At 69.8% G+C, this 20492-nt stretch carries 11 protein-coding genes; 6 read left to right on the forward strand and 5 right to left on the reverse strand.

The window, feature by feature from the left end; translation table 11 throughout:
- Position 1: 1 nt before the first annotated feature.
- A complete protein-coding gene (locus AC3WQM_RS01665; RefSeq protein ID WP_492676686.1) occupies positions 2-4999 on the reverse strand; it encodes an amino acid adenylation domain-containing protein in 4998 nt (1665 codons plus the stop codon).
- On the reverse strand, positions 4996-12135 hold the full coding sequence (locus tag AC3WQM_RS01670; protein WP_492676688.1) for a hybrid non-ribosomal peptide synthetase/type I polyketide synthase: 7140 nt from the start codon (positions 12133-12135) through the stop codon (positions 4996-4998). The genes AC3WQM_RS01665 and AC3WQM_RS01670 overlap by 4 nt, the downstream gene beginning before the upstream one ends.
- Positions 12136-12312: 177 nt before the next feature.
- On the opposite strand from AC3WQM_RS01670, the gene AC3WQM_RS01675 reads away from it, so the two are divergent.
- From AC3WQM_RS01675 to AC3WQM_RS01695, 5 genes are all read left to right on the forward strand, one after another.
- Positions 12313-12516 carry a hypothetical protein gene (locus AC3WQM_RS01675; RefSeq protein ID WP_492676689.1) on the forward strand — a complete coding sequence of 68 codons (204 nt, stop codon included), beginning with the start codon at positions 12313-12315 and terminating at the stop codon, positions 12514-12516.
- A gap of 841 nt (positions 12517-13357) precedes the next feature.
- Positions 13358-13480: a hypothetical protein gene (locus AC3WQM_RS01680; protein WP_062479916.1), complete on the forward strand. Its 123-nt coding sequence runs from the start codon at positions 13358-13360 to the stop codon at positions 13478-13480.
- 35 nt (positions 13481-13515) lie between these two features.
- Positions 13516-14619: an NAD(P)/FAD-dependent oxidoreductase gene (locus tag AC3WQM_RS01685; protein ID WP_492676691.1), complete on the forward strand. Its 1104-nt coding sequence runs from the start codon at positions 13516-13518 to the stop codon at positions 14617-14619.
- A gap of 133 nt (positions 14620-14752) precedes the next feature.
- Positions 14753-15049, forward strand: coding sequence for a glycine zipper domain-containing protein (locus AC3WQM_RS01690; RefSeq protein WP_056580064.1), 297 nt, complete (start codon positions 14753-14755; stop codon positions 15047-15049).
- Between the two features lie 87 nt (positions 15050-15136).
- Complete coding sequence (locus tag AC3WQM_RS01695; protein ID WP_492676692.1) at positions 15137-15838, forward strand: phage holin family protein; 702 nt, start codon at positions 15137-15139, stop codon at positions 15836-15838.
- A 28-nt stretch (positions 15839-15866) separates the two neighbouring features.
- On the opposite strand, the gene AC3WQM_RS01700 is transcribed toward AC3WQM_RS01695, so the two are convergent.
- Positions 15867-16946, reverse strand: a complete 1080-nt coding sequence (locus AC3WQM_RS01700; RefSeq protein ID WP_492676693.1) for a quinone-dependent dihydroorotate dehydrogenase — start codon at positions 16944-16946, stop codon at positions 15867-15869.
- Positions 16947-16986: 40 nt separating this feature from the next.
- Here AC3WQM_RS01700 and rpiA point away from each other — a divergent pair, with 40 nt between their 5' ends.
- Positions 16987-17691 (forward strand): ribose-5-phosphate isomerase RpiA, encoded by a 705-nt coding sequence (gene rpiA, locus AC3WQM_RS01705; protein ID WP_492676694.1) that lies wholly within the window; start codon positions 16987-16989, stop codon positions 17689-17691.
- 49 nt (positions 17692-17740) lie between these two features.
- Here the strand turns inward: rpiA and AC3WQM_RS01710 are convergent, their stop codons facing one another.
- Positions 17741-18370 carry a glutaredoxin family protein gene (locus AC3WQM_RS01710; protein ID WP_307693132.1) on the reverse strand — a complete coding sequence of 210 codons (630 nt, stop codon included), beginning with the start codon at positions 18368-18370 and terminating at the stop codon, positions 17741-17743.
- 59 nt (positions 18371-18429) lie between these two features.
- Positions 18430-20487, reverse strand: coding sequence for a M3 family metallopeptidase (locus AC3WQM_RS01715; RefSeq protein ID WP_492676695.1), 2058 nt, complete (start codon positions 20485-20487; stop codon positions 18430-18432).
- Positions 20488-20492: the final 5 nt, after the last annotated feature.

Here is a 20492-nt window from a genome sequence, read left to right on the forward strand (position 1 = left end):
GTCACCCCTTGCGCAGCCAGTTGCCGAGTGCGCCGAGCAGCCCGCCGCGCTGTGCATGCGCGGCCGTGCCGGCAGCCAGGTCGGCGAGGTCCGGGGGCACGCCGTGCGCCGTGCCGGGCGCCGAAGAGGCGATCTGCCCGAGGTTCTCGAACAGGTAGCGGCGCGGCTCCACGCGGTGCCCCAGCGTCTGCGCCGCCTGCTGCACGGCGCGCAGCACCAGCAGCGAGTCGCCGCCGAGGTCGAAGAAGTTGTCGCTGGCGCGGATCTCGTCGACGTCGATGCCGATCACGTCGGCCCAGATCTGGGCCAGCTGGGCGTGCTCGGGGCTGAGCAGGCCTCGCTTCGCCTCGCGCGCGTCGCCGTTGAGGGGCTCGGCCGGCGCACCCTTGTCCGCGTCGTCGGCCGCCAGCTTGCGCAGATAGCGCGCGCTGGCCGAGCCTTCGGTGCTGGCGATCTCGGCCAGCGTGGCGTTCGGGTGGTCGGCGATGCGGCCCAGCACCTCGAGGTAGCGCTCGCGCAGCTGGGCGCCGGTCTCGCGCAGGTAGACGTCGGCGTTGTAGAGCAGCGCGCCTTCCAGGCCGTGCGGCTTGTCCATCAGCCACACGCCGACGTCGTCGGTGGCGCCGTGCTGCATCACGTGCACCTGACGGGTCTGCAGGCTGCCGACGGTGCGCGCGCGCTCGCGGGCGTCCTGGAACGAGAACATCGCCTGGTAGGGCCCGGAGGCCTTGATCTGCCCTGCATAGCCGGGCTCGGCCATCAGGCGCTCGAACGGCACCTGCTGGTGGTTCATCATCGACAGCAGCTCCTGCTTCACGTAGCGCATGAAGTCGGGCAGCGGCAGCGCCATGTCGACCGCGAGCGAGACCGGCAGCACGTTGCTGAAGAAGCCCATGACGTCTTCCGTCTCGGCCTGCTGGCGTCCGCGCACCGGGTTCGCGATGACGATGGCGTCGTTGCCGGTGGCCTGGGCCATGGTCAGCGCGTAGATGCCGAAGGTCAGCATGCTGAGCGTCACGTCCATGTCGCGCGCCACCTCGCGCAGCCGCTGCGTGCTCTGCAGGTCGATGTGGATCCAGTGCGCGCCACCCTGGCCGCTCTTGCCCGCGCGGCGCGGCATGTCGGTGCGGGGCGGGCGCACGGCCTTGGCACCCGCGAGCCGGCCGCGCCAGAACGCGAGCTGCTCTTCGCAGGCCGGTTCGGTCAGCCAGGTCTCGAGCCACTCGGCATAGTCGCCCTGGGTGGTGGCGAGCGCGGGCAGGTTGTGCGGACGGCCGCGTTCGGCGGCGTCGTAGAACGCAGCCAGTTCGCGCTGCATCAGGTCGAAGGACCAGCCGTCCCAGATCAGGTGATGCGGCACGAACAGGAAGACGTGCTCGGTGTCGTCGAGCTGGAACAGGGTCGCGCGCATCATCGGCGCGCTGTGGATGTCGATCGGCCGGTCCGACAGCTCCTGCATCTGCTCGGCCAGCTCCGCCTCGCGCTGGTCCGCGGGCAGGCCGCGCAGGTCGACCAGCGGCAAGGCGAATTCCACCGACGCTGCGATCGACTGGATCGGCCGACCCGTGTCCTTGTCGAAGCCGACGCAGGTGCGCAGCGTCGGCTGGCGGCGGATCATCTCGCGCAGCGCGTCTTCGAAGCGCGCGGCGTCGAGCTTGCCGGTGAGCCGCTGCGCCGACGGCGCGTTGTAGACCGAGCGGCCCGTATACAGCTGCTCCATGAAGCGGATGCGCTCCTGCGAGGGCGTGAGCGGTGCGCTGCGGCGATCCAGGTGGCAGGCAATCGGCGCCTGCAGGCCGACGCCCGCGCCCTGGAGGGCCTCGATGGCCGCGGCCAGCTTCTCGGCCGTGGGCGCCTCGAACAGCGCACGCAGAGGCAGCGTGACCTGGAACTCGTGGCTCAGCAGCGTGGTGAGCCGCGCGGCCAGCAGCGAGTGGCCGCCCATGGTGAAGAAGTTGTCGTGCATGTCCAGGCCCGGCAGGCTCAGCACTTTCTCCATGACCGCGAGCACCTGGCGCTCGTGCGCGTTGCGCGGACCGGCGCCGCGCCGCACCTCGTCGCGCGCCACCGCCTGCGGCGGCGGCAGCGAGACGCGGTCGACCTTGCCGTTGGGCAGCGTGGGCAGCGCATCGAGCGTCACCACGTGCTGCGGCAGCATGAAGACCGGCAGGTGCTTGCGCAGGTGCACCATCAGCGCATCGAGGTCGAAGCCGCCGCCGGGCACCAGCGCCAGGTAGGCCACCAGGCGCACGTCGCCGGGGGTGTCCTCGCGGGCCACGACCACGCTGCGCGAGACGCCGGCCGCTTCGCAGCAGCGCACCTCGATCTCGCCGGGCTCGATGCGGTAGCCGCGCACCTTGACCTGGAAGTCGAGCCGGCCCAGGTGGTCGAGCAGCCCGTCGTTGCGCCAGCGGCCGCGGTCGCCGGTGCGGTAGACCTTCTTGGTGGCGCCGAAGATGCGCACCGTGACGAAGCGCTCGGCGGTCAGCGCGGGGCGGTCGAGGTAGCCCAGCGAGACGCCTTCGCCCGCGATGCAGATTTCGCCGGGCACGCCGATCGGGCAGGGCTGCAGGTCGGCGTCGAGGATCCAGATCTCGGTGTTGTCGACGGGCCTGCCGATCGACACGCCGCGCGAGGCGATCTCTTCGGGACGCACATGCCAGGCGGAGGAGTACACCGTCGTCTCGGTCGGTCCGTAGCCGTTCCACAGGCCTTCCATGCGCTCGCACAGGGCCAGCGCCATGCTCGGACGCAGCGCCTCGCCGCCGGTCCAGCCGCGAAAACCGGGTGTGCCGCCGGCCCACTGGGCATCGAGCAGCAGTTGCCACATGCCGGGCGTGGCGTTCAGCAGCGTGATCTGTTCGTCGTCCAGCGCCTGCGACAGGCGGTTGCCGTCCATGGCGACCTCGCGCTGCACCATCACCAGCTCGGCGCCCGTCGCCAGCGGCAGCAGCAGGTCGGGCACGGCCATGTCGAACGACAGCGTGGTAACGGCGGCGATGCGGTCGGACGGGCCGATGCCCGATTCGCGCTGCATCCACTGCAGCAGGTGCGCCACGCCCCGATGGTGCGCAATGACGCCCTTGGGCAGGCCGGTGGAGCCGGAGGTGTAGATCACGTAGGCCGCGTCTTCGGAGCCGGGGTCGTCGCTGCTCGGCGGCAGCGCGTCGCCCGAGAGCTGGCGCCAGGCGGTGTCGCGATCGATCTCGAAGATGCGCTGGTCGGCGTCGACGCGCCAGTCGCGCGGCGCCACCGCGATGTCGGACGAGGTCAGCATCAGGGCGAGGGTGGCGTCGCTGGCGTAGTGGTCCAGCCGCGCCGGCGGAAACGCGGGGTCCAGCGGCACGTAGGACGCGCCCGCCTTGAGGATGCCCAGCATCGCGACGACCATCTCCAGGCTGCGTTCCAGGCACAGCCCCACGCGCTGCCCGCGCCCCACGCCGCGCGCGCGCAACGCACGCGCCAGGCGGTTGGACAGCGCGTCGAGTTCGCCGTAGCTGCAGCTGCGTGCGCCGTCGCGCACCGCCGGGCGGTGCGGCTGCTGCGGCACGCGCGCCACGAAGCCGGCGTGCGCCAGCGGCGCGCCGCGCAGCGGCACGCGCGCGGGCTGCAGCGCCAGCAGCGCGCGCGCGGCGCCGGCCGACAGCACGTCGAGCCCGCCGATGGTGTCCTCGGGCTTGTGCGCGGCCGACTGCAGCACGCACTCGAACATGTCGAGCCAGCGCTGCACGCTCACGTCGTCGAACAGGTCGGTGTTGTACTGGGCCTCGACCTGCAGGCTGCCGGCGTGCGGGCGCAGGTTCACGAAGAGTTCGAAGTTCTCGTAGCGCCGGGCGATGGTGTCCTGCAGCACGTCGAGCGTGGTGAAGGCCTGCGCGCTGCTCGCCACGTCGGGGTCGACGTTGAAGCTCACGCTCACCAGCGGCAGCCGGCTCGGGTCGCGCTCGAGCGACAGCTGGCCCAGCAGCGCGCCGTAGGTCAGGGCCTGGTGATCGAAGGCGTCGAGCACGGCGGTGCTGCATTCGTCCATCAGCGCGTCGAAGCGCATGGCCGGGTGCGCGGCGATGCGCAGCGGCAGCAGGTTCACGCAATGGCCGACCAGGCCGGGCACGTCGTGCGCGAGCTGGCCCGAGGTCGGGATGCCGACGACGATGTCTTCCTGGCCCGTGAGGCGGTGCAGCGTCGCCACGAAGCCGCTGAGCAGGCCCGTGAACAGGCTGACGCCGGCCTTGGTGCTCGCGATGCGCACGGCGCCGACCACGCGCCGGTCGAGCAGGCGCTCGGCGCGGCGCGAGTTGAAGGTGCGCACGGCCGGGCGGGGGCGGTCCAGCGGCAGGTCGAGCACCGGCTGCGTGGTGCCGGCAAAGCGCGCCAGCCAGTAGTCGATGTGCGCCTGCATCTCGGGGCTCGCGGCGGCGGCGGCTTCCTCGGCGGCGAAGTCCGCGAAGAGCGGTGCGGCCTTGAGCTTGAGCCCCACGCCGGTTTCCTCCGCATAGAGGTGGCCCAGCTGCTCGGTGATGACCGCCCACGACCAGCCGTCGCAGACCACGTGGTGCGCCGACATCACGAGCTCGTGCTCGTCATCGCCCAGGCGGTACAGCACGGCCCGGAACAGCGGCCCGTGTTCGAGCGGGAACGGCGTGCACACGGCGTCGTCGTGGGCCGCGTGCAGCGCCTGCGCGAGGGCTTCGGGCGCCAGCCCGCCCAGGTCGTGGCGGACCAGGTGGTTCCCGGTGGGCGGGCTGACCAGCATGAAGCTGCCGTCCGGCGAGATCGTGGCGCGCAGCGCCTGGTGGCGTTCTAGCAGACGGTCGGTGGCGCGCGCCATGGCGTCGGCGTCGAGCGCGCCGCGCAGGCGCAGCACGACCGACTCGTTGTAGGCCATCGAGGCCTCGGAGCCCAGCGAGGCGCCGAGCCAGATTTCGCGCTGCGACTCGGTGGTCGCGATGATGCATTCGACGAGGCCACCGCTCGCGGTGGGCTTGAGTGCGGCGTTCATGCTGCAGCCTTTCCGTTGATGAGGCGCGCCTGCGAGGCGGCGTCTTCGGGTACGTACCAGTACGGCTGGCCGTCGCTGTCGCGGGCCAGCACGCTGCCGTCCTCGGCGGGCTGGTGCGCGTCGAAGCGGGTCGGGGCGGGAGCGCGGCGCGGAAGGAAGCCGGATTCCTGCATCTCGGCGACTGACTCCTTGAAGGCACGCTGCAGGAAGGCGATGTCCTCGGCGCTGTGCGCGCTCGTGAGGAAGCACGGGAAGTTGTCCAGGATGTGCACGCCGCGGCTGCGCATCATGGCGAACAGCAGGTCCTGCAGCGGCTGGTCTTCGAGCCAGCTCACGCGCCACAGCGAGGCGAAATGGCGGATCTCGATCGGCGCGCCGACCTCCCGGCACCAGCCCGAGAGTTCCGTGGCCATGGCGGTCGTGCTCGCGTTGAGCCCGGCCTGCAGCGCGGGCCCGGCCTCCTTCAGGTGCGTGAGCGAGGCCTTGGCCGCGGCGAGCGCGAGCGGATGGCGCACGAAGGTGCCGGCGAAGTAGGTCACGCCCACGCCCGGGATCGAGTCGTCGCCGTACTGCCAGGCGCCGCCGTCGAGCGCGTCCATGAACTCGCGCTTGCCGGCGATCACACCGACCGGAAAGCCGCCGCCGATCACCTTGCCGTAGGTGGCCAGGTCGGCGCGCACGCCGAACAGTTCCTGCGCGCCGCCCAGCGCGCTGCGAAAGCCGGTGATGACCTCGTCGAAGATGAGGCAGCAGCCGTTCGTCGCGGTGACCTCGCGCACGTCGTGCAGGAACTCGCGCGGCTGGAAGTCGGGGCGGCGGCTTTGCACCGGCTCGACCAGCACGGCCGCCAGGTCCGCGGCGTTGTCGCGGATGAAGGCCAGCGCCTCGGGCGTGCCGTAGTCGAGCACGCGGATGTCGCCGAACATGCCGCTCATCACGCCAGGCGCGGCCGACAGGCCCTTGCCACCCTTGCCGGCGCGCACCAGCACTTCGTCGAAGGTGCCGTGGTAGGAGCCCGTGAAGGCCACCACCGTGCTGCGCCCGGTGACGGTGCGCGCGATGCGCAGCGCCGCCATCACGGCCTCGGAGCCGGTGTTGCACAGGCCGGCGCGTTCGCTGCCCGTGAGTTCGCAGATGAGGCGGGTCACGTCGGCCGCGAGCGGATGCTGCGGCCCGATCTCGTAGCCCGCGTCGAGCTGGCGGCCCACGGCGTCCTGCACGAAGTCGGGTTGCCAGCCGAACAGGTTCAGTCCGAAGCCGTTGAGCGCGTCGACGTACTCGTTGCCGTCGATGTCCCACATCTTCGAGCCCTTGGAGCGCTCGATCACGATCTGGTAGGTGATCTCCTTGGTCAGCGGGCGAAAGCCGTTGACCACGCGCGGGTCGGCCATGTGGGCGCGGTTGTCCTCGGTGAAGCGCTTGCTCTTCTGCGTGCGTTCGACATAGCGCCGCACGAAGGTCGCCAGCCGCGCCTTCTGCCGCGCGCTGGGCTCGGCGGTGCGTTGGGTGTGGATGCGGGCGATGGCACCGAAGGCCTTGTTGACGTCGTAGCGAAGCGGGGCTTCGGCGGGTGGTTGTGGTGGCTGCACGGCGGGTGCGGCCTCGGGTGCGACCGGCGCGGCCCCGCCGGACAGGAGCGCGAGTTGCTGGCGCATCAGCTCCATCTGCTGCGCGATCACCTGGTTCAGCAGGCCGGTGGGCTGCGGGAGCCCTGGGGCTGGCATGGACGCCTGCACGGTGGGGGCCGCAGGCATGGCGGGCGCGGCCACCGGCTCGGCCTCGGGCGGCAGGCTCTGCTGCAGGTACGTGGCCAGCGCGTCGAAGCTGCGGTAGTTCTCCATCAGCTGGCGGAAGCTCAGCTCGACCTTGAAGCGCTTCTTGATCTGCGTGGCCGCCTGCGTCAGCGTGAGCGAGTCCATGCCGATCTCGCCGAACGAGGCCTGGCCCTCGGCCTGCGCCATGTCGATGCCCGAGATGTCTTCGAAGAGGGCCCGCAATCGCGCGTCGATCGACGCCGCACGCGATGCATCGGGCGGCAGGGGAGAAGGCGCAGGCAGGTGAGGCGAGGGCGCTGCAGCGGTCACGATCGGCTCCAAGGAAACAGGCAAGGCGGGCGACACCGGCGCGGTGGGCGCGATGTCGACCCACAAGCGCTTGCGTTCGAACGGGTAGGTGGGCAGGCACACGCGCCGGGCGCCGGTGCGCGGTGCCAGCAGCGCGAGGTCGACCTCGGCGCCGCAGGTCCACAGGCGCGCGGCGGCCAGGCGCAGGGTGCGGGGCTCGTCGGCCGGCTCGCCGTGCAGCAGCGACACCGCTGCGACAAGGCCTGGCACGCGGTGCTGGCGCACCAGCGCGGCCAGCGTGTTGCGCGGACCGACTTCCACGAACACCGGATGGGTGGCGTCGTCCGCGGCACTCTGCAGCGCCGGCGAGAAGCGCACGGTGCCGCGCAGGTGCTGCGCCCAGTAGGCCGGGCTCGTGGCCTGCGCGTCTTCGAGCAGGCGGCCGGTGAACGTGGAGTAAATGGGGATCTGCGGCGCGTGCAGCGCCACCTGGCCCACGAGCGCCTCGAAGGGCGCCACCGCGGCGTCCATCATGGCGGAGTGAAAGGCGTGCGAGGTCTGCAGCAGCCGGCAGGCGACGCCCTCGGCTTCGAGCGCGGCCTGGAGTTCGGCGATGGCCTCGGTGGGGCCGGCGGCCACGCAGGCGCCGGGTGCGTTCTCCGCGGCGAGCGAGACCTGGGGCGCGGACGCGAGCCGCGAGGCCAGCGCGTCCGCGCCCAGGCGCACCGACAGCATCGTCCCGGCGGGCTGTGCCTGCATGAGCGCGCCGCGGCGCGCAATGAGCCGGGCCGCATCTTCCAGGCGCATCACGCCGGCGATCACGGCCGCGACGAATTCCCCGACGCTGTGGCCGATCAGCGCGTGCGGGCGCAGGCCCAGCGACAGCAGCCGCCGCGCGAGCGCGTACTCGAGCGTGAAGAGCGCGGGCTGCGTGACGGCCGTCGGCGCGAGCGCCTGCGGGTCGTCTGCGAACAGGCGCTCGCGCAGGTCGAAGTCGAGTGCGTCCTCGAAGGCGCGCAGGCAGTTGTCGAACGCGGCCGCGAACACCGGGTCGCCCGCATGCAGCGCGCGGCCCATGCCCGGGTACTGCGCGCCCTGGCCCGGGAACATCAGCACGGGCTGCGGCGCGCGCTCGGCGATCCGGTCGCTCACGCGCCAGGCCGTGTTCTCCGATCGCAAGGCCTCGATGGCCTGCGCCGCATCGCCGGCCACCACGGCGCGGCGGAAGGCATGGGCCTTGCGGCCGACGCACAGGGTGAACGCCGCGTCGCCCAGGCAGAGCCCGGGCTGTTCTTCGAGATGCGTCGCCAGCTGCTGCGTCGCGACCGCCAGCGCGGCCTCCGAGCGCGCCGACAGCGCCAGCACGTGGACGCCCGGTTGCGTGGTGCGTGCCTGCCGCGCCGGCGCTTCCTCGAGCACGACGTGCGCATTGGTGCCCCCGACACCGAACGAGCTGACGCCCGCGCGGCGCGGCAGCGCGGCCCGCGGCCACGGCTGCAGCTGGTTGCTGACATGGAACGGCGTGCGCGCGAAGTCGATCGCCGGGTTCGGCGCCGTGAAGTGCGCGGTGGGCGGAATCAGCTCGTGGTGCAGCGACAGCGCCGTCTTGATGAGGCCGGCGGCGCCCGCGGCCGTGACCATGTGGCCCACGTTGCTCTTGAGCGAGCCCAGCGTGCAGTAGCCCCGCGCGTCGGTGTGCTCGGCATACGCGACGGCCAGCGCCTCGACCTCGACCGGGTCGCCCATCGGTGTGGCGGTGCCGTGTGCTTCCACGTAGGAAATGCTGCGCGCGTCCACGTCCGCCGCGGCCAGCGCGGCGCGGATCACGGCCGCCTGGCCGTCCACGCTGGGCGCGGTGAAGCTGGCCTTGGCGCCGCCGTCGTTGTTGACGCAGGCGCTGCGCAGCACGGCATAGACGGTGTCGCCGTCGGCCTGCGCGTCGGACAGCCGCTTGAGCAGCACCACGGCGGCGCCGTCGCTGAACACGGTGCCCTTGGCCTGCGCGTCGAAGCTGCGTGTGTGGCCGTCGGGCGAGAGCATCGACCCCTCGTTGTAGAGGTAGCCGCTGCGCGGCGGGCAGGTGACCGAGGCGCCGCCCGCCAGCGCCATGTAGCACTGGCCCGTGCGCAGCGCGTGGAAGGCCTGGGCCACCGCGACCAGCGAGGTCGAGCACGCGGTGTTGACGCTCACCGCCGGCCCGCGCAGGTTGAGCCGGTTGGCCACGCGGGTGGTGATGTAGTCCTTCTCGTTGGCCAGCATCACCTGGAATTCGCCGACGGCCTCCACGAGGTCGGGCCGCGAGGCCACGTGGCGCTGGAAGTAGGTGGCGTTGTACGTGCCTGCATACACGCCCACCGGACCCGGCGCTTCGTCGGGCACATAGCCGGCGCGTTCCAGGCACTCCCAGCAGATCTCGAGGAACACGCGGTGCTGCGGGTCCATGAGCGCGGCTTCCTTCGGGCCAATGCCGAAGAAGGCGGCATCGAAGCCCTCGATGCCGTCGATCACGCCGCGCGCCCGCACATAGGCCGGGTCGCGGCGCAGCGACTCGCTGACGCCGGCGTCCAGGCTGGCGTCGTCGAAGAAGCTGACGGTGTCGCGCCCGGCGACGAGGTTGTCCCAGAACTGCTCCACATCGCCCGCGCCGGGGAAGCGACCGGCGGTGGCGATGAGAGCGATGGGCTCGGGGACGCGGGCGGCGTCCTCGCGCACGGGCACGGGGTGTGGCGCCTGCGGCGCCTCGCCAGCCGACTGCAGTTGCGCCGCGATGGCGCCCGGTGTCGGGTGGCGAAAGAAGAGGTTGGTCGACAGCGGCGGCGCGCCCTCGCGCTGCAGGTCCGCCAGCACCTGCAGCACCAGCAGCGAGCTGCCGCCCAGGTCGAAGAAGTTGTCGTGACGCCCGGCCTTGTCGATGCCCAGGGCGCGCGCGAAGGCGTCGCACACCTGCTGCTCGAGCGCGTCGCGCGCGGCTTCGAAAGGCTGCGCGAGTTCGGGGCGCTCGGCGGCCGGCTCGGGCAGCGCGTTGCGGTCGAGCTTGCCGTTGGGCGTGACGGGGAGCTGCGCAAGCCACACCTGCGCCGACGGCAGCAGCGGCGCGGGCAGGCGGGTCGCCAGGTGCGCGCGCAGCGTGTCCCACGCCAGCTTCTGCGTGCGTGCGACCAGGTAGGCGACCAGGCGCAGCTGGCCGTCGCGACCGGGCCGCGCGACCACCGCGCACGATTGCACCGCGGGATGCGCGAGGATCGCCGCCTCGACCTCGCCGGTCTCGATGCGGTGGCCGTGGATCTTGACCTGGCCGTCGATGCGGCCGATGAATTCGATCGTGCCGTCGGGCAGCCAGCGGGCGAGGTCGCCGGTGCGGTAGAGCCGGTCGCCGGGCGCGCCGAAAGGATCGGGCACGAAGCGCGCGGCCGTGAGTTCGGGCTGGCCCAGGTAGCCGCGCGCCAGGCCGTGTCCGCCGATGCACAGCTCGCCCACGAGTCCGCTGGGCAGCAACTCCAGTGTCGGGCTCAGCACGCGCAGCACGGTGTCCTTGATCGGGCGCCCGAGCGGTACCGAGCGCGGGCCCGCTGCGATCGCGGCGCGTTCGATGCGATGGGTGGCCGCGAAGGTCGTGCACTCGGTCGGCCCGTAGCCGTTGCTGATCGTGAGCCCGGGGAGTGCGTCGAGCGCGCGCCGCACATGGGGTACCGACAGCGCCTCGCCGCCGGTGAACAGGTGCGCCAGGCCCGCGAGGTGCTGCGGATCGCCATCGATCACGGCGTTGAAGAGCGAGGCCGTGAGCCAGGCGGTGTGTACCTCGTGGCGGGCGATGGTGCGTGCAAGGCCGGCGCCGGTGGGTACCCGTTCGCCGTGGATCACGCAGCACCCGCCGTTGAGCAACGGCCCCCAGACTTCGAGCGTCGAGGCGTCGAAGGCGAGCGGCGCGGCGTGCAGCATCGCGCGCCCCGGTGCGAGGTCGATGTAGTCGACGTCGACGACCAGCCGCAGGATGGCGCGATGGCCGATCTCGATGCCCTTGGGTACGCCGGTCGAGCCCGAGGTGTACATGAGGTACGCCAGCGATTCGCCGTCGAAGGTCGGCGGTGCCCACGGCGCGGGGTCCGCGTCGTCTTCAGGTGCGTCGATGCACAGGGCAGTGCGGTGGGCCGGCACGAGAGAGGCCAGTGCCTCGGTGGTCACGACCCGGGGCACGCCGGCCTGGTCGAACATGGCGGCGACCCGTTCGGGCGGAAAGTCGGTGGGTACCGGCACGTAGGCCGCGCCCGCCTTGAGGATGCCGAGCATGGCGACGATGGCGGCCATCGAGCGCTCGAACACCATCCCGACGGGGTCGCCCGCCTGCACGCCCGCGCGCTGCAGGCGCTGTGCGAGCCGGTCGCTGCGCGCGTCGAGTTCGCCGTAGCGCATCGTCTCGTCGCCTTCCACCAGCGCCACCGCGTCGGGCGTGGCCATGGCCCGGCGGCGGAACACGGCGGGCACGGTGAGCGACAGGTCGGGTGCGGCGGGCGGCGTGGTCCAGGTGGCGAGCTGGTCGTGGCGGTCGGCGTCGGGCAGGACACGGATGCCGTGGAGTGCTGCGTCGGGGTGCGCCAGCAGATCGGCGGCGGTGTCGGCGATGGCAGCGAGCAGGCGGCTGGCGCAGGGCGCGTCCATCAGGCTCGCGTCGACGTCCAGGTGCAGGCTGGCGGGGCGTTCCGCCCGGGCTTCGAGCTGCAACGGCGGTGGGGTGTCGCCGGTGGGCGGCGTGGTCCGGCGGGCGAGGTCGAGCTGGGTCAGCCACGCGCTCGCGGTGCCGGGCAGCGACGTCGGCATGCCTTGCGACCCTGGCAGGACCGCACCCAGCCAGCGCGATTGCAGCAGCAACCAGGCACCCACGAAGAGCGTGTCGGGCAGGTACCCCGTGGTGCCCAGTGACGCGAGCCAGCGCTGCGCGAACCCGGTGTCGAGAGCCAGCGAGACGCCGAGCCGTTCGCCTGCCGCCGCGCGCGCAGGCGGCGAGACGAACAGGTCGCCCAGCGTGGCCTGCGAAGCCATGGTGGCCTCCGGCGACGAAGCAATGTGGGTGTCCATGCAATTGCCCGGCTGCAGACTGTGAATGAAAAATACAATTGAAGGGGTTGAATTGATTTCAATTGAATTTGGTTCTTGATTTGTTGCGATCCTAGGAACTTGGCGAGGCGTTTGTTTGGGTCTTTTCTGTTTGTTTACACTTTGATATAAATATTTCTGAATAGAACTACCTAAGCCGTGACATTTGAGGTACCAAGGACATTTGTGGGGGGCGGTTTGTCACGCATTTCTGAAGCTATAGCGGAACGTCAGTTCAAAAAAATGGCTGTTTCGTCTCCTTCGGTCGATACGCTCGAAAGTCTGAAATTCGGTATGAATTTCAGTTTTGTTGCGAAATTAAGTCAAAAATGGAAGGATGAGATTGGATTTTTCGCAAATTGAGACAAACGGATGACATCAACATTCGGAAGCTGTCGGCTCAAATGGGGTAGGTGTTTTTCTTCGGAGAAAGAAAAAATCTGTCTTTCAATTTATTTGATTATTGAATTTTTAGTGCAATTGGAATTTATAGAAATTCAATTGAAAATGTTACTTTGATGCCTTGGAGGCGCTTGATTTTAAGTTTTCCATGACTGTTGAGGATGGATTTGATTGGTTGGGTGCCGTCGTTCTTTTTAAGAATTTGGAGCGGCATCCAATGAGGTGATTTCTCCTCTGTCAGCAAGCGGAGCACCCGGATGCTTCGCGGCAGTCGCCAGCGAAATTGGGCCGATCGGCGGCGTCATGGGCGCCGGAATTGATCCCGGTTGATTTCCGTCGCACTGGCCGGAAGGTCCGAACCGGTCCCGGACATCGACGCACCGGGCCCGTCCGCAATTCATCGCCGCACCGCGGCGTGGATGGCGTTGCGGGGACGGTTCTTCAGGTCGGATGCCGGCTCTTTGTCGACGCCGATGCTCGAAACGCGCCCGGTCCCGGGCAGGCGTTTTGTCACGCTCGCAGGCGTACCGGGGCAGGGCGCATGCCCCCCTCGCAAAGGTGCGCTTGGCTCATGTGCGAAGGCACGTCGATGCCTAGACTGGCCCTGCCATGCATCGTCCACTGTGATCCTCCCTGTGCGGTGTGGGAGGGGCGAGGAAGCAGCAGCGTGCGTGGCCCTCTTGCTGGAGCGCCTGGGCGAAGGTCTGCTGTCGGTGCGCACCGACGACGCCTTTCGCCACGGGCCGCTTGCAGGCGCGTGAGAACGCGCTAGAACGAAGAGATGGAACGAAGGAGTGCAGCCATGGCCACCCAACCCGATCTTCCGTCTCCGATCACGCCCGACCTGCCGGTCGAGCCCGATGAAGGGCCGGAGCACGCGCCCGACGAGCCCACCGACCCCGAGCCACCGCCGAGCGCGAGGTAGGCCGAACGCCCGTCGTGCCGCGCTAAGCTCGCGCGATGGATGAAATCGATTGCGCCGTCATCGGTGCCGGCGTGGTGGGTCTGGCCGTGGCGCGCGCATTGGCGCTCGCGGGCCGGGAGGTGCTGGTGCTGGAGTCCGAAGGGGCCATCGGCACGGGAACGAGTTCGCGCAACAGCGAGGTGATCCACGCGGGCATCTATTACCCACAGGGTTCGCTGAAGGCGACGCTGTGCGTCGAAGGACGCGACGCGCTCTACAGCTACGCGCAGGTGCGCGGCGTGCCGCACAGCCGCTGCGGCAAGCTCATCGTCGCGACCTCGGCCGAACAGGTAGGACAACTCGAGGTGATCCGCGCGAAGGCGGCGGCCAACGGGGTGGACGATCTGGTCCTGCTTACCGCGCAGCAAGCCCTTGCGATGGAACCGCAACTGCATTGCGTCGCGGCGCTGCATTCACCGAGCACGGGCATCGTCGACAGCCATGCGCTGATGCTGGGCCTGCTCGGCGATCTCGAGAACGCGGGCGGCATGCTGGCGCTCAAGTCGCCCATCGAACGTGCCGAATGCGGGGACGGCGCAGTCGTGCTGATCGCCGCCGATGGCACGGTGCTGCGTTGTCGCACCGTGGTCAATGCGGCGGGGCTCGGTGCCCCGGCGTTGGCGCGTCGTTTCGAAGGCATGCCGGCGTCGGCTGTGCCGCGCGAATACTTCGCCAAGGGCAACTACTTCACGCTCGCGGGCCGCGCACCGTTCGGCCGGCTCATCTATCCCGTGCCGGAGCCGGGCGGGCTCGGCGTGCACCTGACGCTCGACCTCGGCGGACAGGCCAAGTTCGGGCCCGATGTGCAATGGGTCGAGGCGGCCGATGACCTCGTGGTCGATCCGGCGCGTGGCGATCGTTTCTACGACGAGGTGCGCAGGTACTGGCCGGCGTTGCCCGACGGGGCGTTGATTCCCGGCTATGCGGGCATGCGTCCGAAGATCTCGGGGCCGGACGCGCCTGCGGCCGACTTCGTGATTGCGGGGCCGGCGTCGCATGGGGTGCCGGGGCTGGTCCATCTCTTCGGCATCGAGTCGCCCGGACTCACCAGTTGCCTGGCCATCGGACGACACGTTGCAGACCTGCTCGCCGAGGCCTGATGCATGCACTCGGGCACAACTGAGCACATCTGTCGCGCATGAGGGGCTTTCGAGCCTGTAACATGACAGCACGCCATATGCTGGCGTGAAGCCGCCGGCGCGGTGCCGGTGTCATCACGGAGGAAAGATTCCAATGAGTGCATCCAACAATCTTGAAGCAGCAGCCGAAGACATCGCAAGCGACGTGCGCGGCGTGCTGGCCAGCAAGGACCTGGATTCGGTTCCCCACATCAAGGCGCTGCGCCAACGCATCGACACCAAGCTCGCCATCGCGCGCGAGCTGGCTTCCGAAAAGAGCAAGCTGGCTGCCAAGAAGGCGCGCCAGGCGGCCACCGCCACCAACACCTACGCCCACGACGAACCTTGGCAGGTTGCCGGCGCCGCACTGGCGGTCGGCGTGCTGGTGGGTCTGTTGCTTGGCCGCCGCTGAGCGTCACCGCACCGGCCTGAGCGCACACCGTCGTTCGTTCGTTCGCCGTCGCCACGCGGATGTGGCCGGTGAGGGCGGAGGCGGCGCATGAAACTGCTGTCCCTGTTCGGGCTCGATGCCCGCATCCGCCGGTTGCGCATCGCCGCGGCCGAAGGTGCGCTGGCGGCCGAGGACCGGGTGCAGTTGCTGCGCATGGCCTGGGAGGACGAGAAGCAGCGCCTGAAGCTGACCCTCGTCCTGGTCGTCGCCGTGCTGGGGCTGACCACCGTCGCGGTGGCGCTGCTCTCGATGGCGGTGGTCGTGCATTACTGGGACACGCCGTACCGCGTCACCGCCGCCTGGGTGGTGGCCGGTGTCTGGGTGGTGCTGTGGCTGGCGGCCGTCATCGGCCTGATGCGCAGCCTGAGCAATGCTTCCAACAGCTTCGTTCCGACCTTTCAGGAGTTCGAGCGCGACTGGGCCTGGGTCCAGGACCGTTTCAACCTCGGCAAGGACCCGGAGCAGGACGACGAAGCACCGCGCCCGCCACGCCCCGCCACGCGCGAGGAGCTGCTGGCCCGCATGGAACGTCAGCGTGAACGCATCGCCACCCTGCAGGGCGGTCGCGACACGCAGCCGGCGACGGGCGAGCCCGTCAATGAATCGGCCGCGGCGACCGCGTTGCGCATTGCACGCGAGCACCCGGTGGCTGCCGGGGTTGTCGCCGCTGCGGCCGTGGCGGTGATCCGCCCGAGGCGGCTGCTGCGCTGGGCCACGGTCATCGCGCCAGTGCTCTGGCGCATGCGCTGAGCCACCGGCAGCAGCTCGAAGAACCGGCTCAGGCCTTGCGGCGATCCTGCTGCAGTGCCTGGGCCGTTTCGCGGACCAGCCCGGGGCCGCGATAGATCAGGCCGGTGTAGATCTGCACCACGTCCGCGCCCGCGGCGATCTTGGCCTTGGCATCCGCTGCACTCAGGATGCCGCCCACCCCGATGATCGGAAAGTCCTTGCCCAGTGCCGCGCGCAGTTGCGCGATGACGCGGTTGCTGGCTTCGCGCACGGGCGCGCCCGAGAGGCCGCCGGCTTCCTGCGCGTGCGGCAGACCGGCGACCGCGTCGCGCGCGAGCGTGGTGTTGGTGGCGATCACGCCGTCCATGCCGTGGCGCTGCAGCGTGGCGGCGATCACCGCGACCTGCGCGTCGTCGAGGTCGGGGGCGATCTTCACGAACAGCGGCGCGCGCTTGCCGTGGCGCGTGGCCAGTGCTTCGCGCCGTTCGGCCACGGCGCCCAGCAGCGCATCGAGCGCCTCGTCGCTCTGCAGCGAGCGCAGGTTGGCCGTGTTGGGGCTGGAGATGTTGATCGTCACGTAGTCCGCGTGCGGGTAGACGCCGTCCAGGCAGGCCAGGTAGTCGTCCACCGCGCGCTCGATCGGCGTGGCCGCGTTCTTGCCGATGTTCAGGCCCAGCAGCATGGGCGACTTGCCGCCGCCGGCCTGCTTGCGGAAACGGGCCTTCTGCACGTTGGCCAGGAAGGCGTCGAGGCCATCGTTGTTGAAGCCCAGGCGGTTGATCAGCGCGTCGCGCTGCGGCAGGCGGAACATGCGGGGCTTCGGGTTGCCGGGCTGGCCCTTGGGCGTGACCGTGCCGACCTCGACGAAACCGAAGCCCATGGCTGCGAAGGCGTCGATGCAGCGTGCGTTCTTGTCCAGCCCGGCGGCCAGGCCGACGCGGTTGGGGAAATTCAGGCCTGCGAGCTGGACCGGGTCTTCGACGCGCGTCGCCGCGTAGGCGCAGGCCAGTGGCGTGTTCTGGGTGCGGGCCAGCCCGTCGAGGGTGATTTCATGGGCGTGCTCGGGGTCGAAACCGAACAGAAAAGGGCGGGCCAGGCCATAGAGCGAAGAGGGCAGCAGCAGGGGCATCGGATAATTCTCGACTTCAATGAGCCAAGGATTCTCCGCGATGACCGCACCCGCCTCCCCAACCCCTCTTTCCCAGGATGAACTCAAGGCCCAGGTCGGCCTTGCCGCGCTGGCCTACGTGGTCAAGGGCGAGATCGTCGGCGTGGGCACCGGCTCCACGGTCAACAAGTTCATCGACGCGCTGGCCACGATCAAGGACGAGATCAAGGGCGCCGTCTCCAGCTCGGTCGCGTCCACCGAACGCCTGCGCGCGCTGGGCATTCCGGTGTTCGACAGCAACGAGGTGGAAGAACTGGCCGTCTACATCGACGGCGCCGACGAGATCGACCACCGGGGCTTCATGGTGAAGGGCGGCGGCGCGGCGCTCACGCGCGAGAAGATCGTCGCGGCGCAGTCCAAGCGCTTCGTCTGCATCGCCGACGCCTCCAAGCTGGTCGAGACGCTCGGCGCGTTTCCGCTGCCGGTGGAAGTGATCCCGATGGCGGTGCGCCGCGTGATGCGTCAGTTCGCCAGCCTGGGCGGCATCGCCCAGGTGCGCGAGAAAGACGGCCTGCCGCTGGTGACCGACAACGGCCAGCACATCGTCGACGTGACCGGCCTGCGGATCACCGACCCGCGCGCTTTCGAATCCGAAGTGAGCCAGTGGCCCGGCGTGGTGACGGTGGGGGTCTTCGCGCACCAGAAGGCCGATGTCTGCCTGCTGGGCACGGCGTCGGGTGTGAAGACGCTGCAGTTCGCCGGCTGAGCGGCGGCGATGCAACACGGGGAGCACGGGGGCGAGGCCCCCGTTATCCCTAGAACTTGATGCCGGCCGGGTTGTTCGGGCCCGGTGCGTTCGAGGGCGGTGCCGGCGCGGGGTTCGGCGGCTGCAGGGGCGTGTCGGTCGCACGGGGCGCAGCCGCCGCCGGTGCCTGCTGCGCAACGAGCGGACGCGCTGCGGGCGGGCGGTAGCCCGGGGGCAGGCTGTTGCTCTTGGGATAGCCGGCTGCGTCGAGGTAGCGCGACCATTCCACATCCGAGAAGCCCTTGAGCTGCTGCGACCCGACGGTCAGCAGCGGCAGCGCGTTCTGTCCGCTCAGGCGCTGCAGGGCGTCGACGTCCTCGTTGCTCTTGATGGTGCGTTCCTCGAAGGGAATGCCGCGCGTGGTGAGCAGCGTGCGCGCCTCGTTGCAGGGGCCGCAGCCCTCACCGCTGTAGAGCGTGACGGGGTAGCGCTGTGCCACCTGGCGCAGTTCGTAGGGAAGCCCGCTGTTGGTCGGCGCGTTGACGCCGGCCGGCTGGGGCCCGCCCGTCGGCGCGTTGGTGACGACGGGGGGCTGGTCCGAGAACGTGACCTTGCCGTTCTTGTCGACCTGGCGGTAGACCGCCTGTGCCAGCACGCTGGCAGTCGACAGCACGAGGACCAGGCCGATCAGGCCGCGCATCGGGAGTTTGTAAAAAGTCGGATACATATCTCCCGAGTATCGCAAGCTTCAGCGCCGTATCAAGCGGGCTGGGCCTGAGCCATGCCCTGATGTCGCAGCAGCGCATCAAGCTGCGGCTCGCGGCCCCGGAAGGCCTTGAACGAATCCATCGCGCTGCGGCTGCCGCCGGCCTCCAGGATGGCCTGGCGGTATCGGCGGCCGGTCTCGATGTTGGGCTCGCCGTCGGCGCCCACGGTTTCCTCGAAGGCCGCGTAGGCGTCGGCGCTCAGCACCTCGGCCCACTTGTAGCTGTAGTAGCCGGCCGCGTAGCCGCCCGAGAAGATGTGGCTGAAGGTGTTCGGCGTGCGGCTGAACGGCGGCGAGGGCATCACGGCCACTTCGGCGCGCACCTGGCCGAGCAGCGCCATCACGGCACCCGGTGCGGCAGCGGCGGCCTGGTGCTCGGTGTGCAGCAGCATGTCGAACAGCGAGAACTCGATCTGGCGCAGCGTCTGCAGCCCGCTCTGGAAGTTCTTGGCGGCGGTCATCTTGTCGAACAGCGCGCGCGGCAGCGGCTCGCCGGTGTCGACGTGGGCCGTCATGTGGGCAAGCACGTCCCACTCCCAGCAGAAGTTCTCCATGAACTGGCTCGGCAGTTCGACCGCGTCCCACTCGACGCCGCTGATGCCCGACACGTCGCGCTCGTTCACCTGCGTGAGCATGTGGTGCAGGCCGTGGCCGAACTCGTGGAAGAGCGTGGTCACGTCGTCGTGCGTGAGCAGCGGCGGCTTGCCGTCGACGCCGCTGGCGAAGTTGCACACCAGCTGCGCGACCGGCGTCTGCAGCACGCCGTCGTCGGGGCGCAGCCAGCGGGCGCGCACGTCGTCCATCCAGGCGCCGCCGCGCTTGGCGGCGCGGGCGGAGGGGTCGAGGTAGAACTGGCCGACCTTCTGGCCGGCGCGCTCGATGCGGTAGAACTCGACGCTCGGGTGCCAGGTGGGCGCGCTGTCGCGGCGGATCGACACTTCGAACAGTGTCTCGACGATCTTGAACAGGCCGGCCATCACCTTTGGCGCCGGGAAGTACTGCTTCACCTCCTGCTCGCTGAAGGCGTAGCGCGCTTCCTTGAGCTTCTCGCCCACGTAGGTCCAGTCCCAGGCCTGCGGGTCGACGAGGTTCAGCTGTTCCGCCGCGAAGGCGCGCAGGTCGGCCAGGTCGCGCTCGCCGTAGGGCTTGGCCTTGGCGGCGAGGTCGCGCAGGAACTTGACGACCTGCTCGGGCGATTCGGCCATCTTGGGCACGACCGAGAGTTCGCCGAAGTTCTGGTAGCCCAGCAGCTTCGATTCTTCCTCGCGCAGCGCAAGGATCTCGGTGATGAGCGCGGTGTTGTCGAACTTCGGATCGCCGAGTTCGCTGGCGCGCGTCACGTAGGCGCGGTACAGGGTTTCGCGCAGCGCGCTGCTCTTGGCGAACTGCATCACCGGCAGGTAGCACGGCATCTTGAGCGTGAGCTTGTAGCCCTGCTTGCCCTCGGCCTCGGCGGCCGCGCGCGCGGCGCTCACCACGTCTTCGGGCACGCCGTCGAGTTCACCCAGCTGCGCGTAGTGCGCGAAGGCGTCGGTCGCGTCGAGGGCGTTCTCGCTGAACTTCTGGCTCAGCTCGGCCTGGCGTTCCTGGATGTCGGCAAAGCGCTGCTTGGCCTCGCCCTGCAGCTCGGCGCCGCCGAGCACGAAGTTGCGCACGGCGTTCTTGTGCGCCTGGCGCTGTTCGGGGTTGAGCGTGGCCGGGTCGATGGCCTTGTACTTGGCATACAGGCGCTCGTCGGAACCCAGGCGGGTCCAGAAGGCGGTGACGCGCGGCATGGCCTCGTTGTAGGCGGCGCGCAGCTCGGGCGTGTCGGCCACGGCGTTGAGGTGGCCCACGGCGCCCCAGGCGCGGCTGAAGCGTTCGGAGGCCACGTCGAGCACCTTGGAGATCGCGATCCAGTCGGCCGGGAATTCGGGCGCCGTCACCGTCTGCAGCGCGGCCTCGGCATCGGCCAGCAGCGCGTCGACCGCGGGCGACACGTGTTCGGGCTTGATGCGATCGAACAGGGGGAGGTCGGTGAAGTCGAGGAGGGGGTTGTTCGTCATGGCCATGGAAA

It is taken from the genome of Variovorax sp. FW301-JW7 (assembly GCF_058788795.1).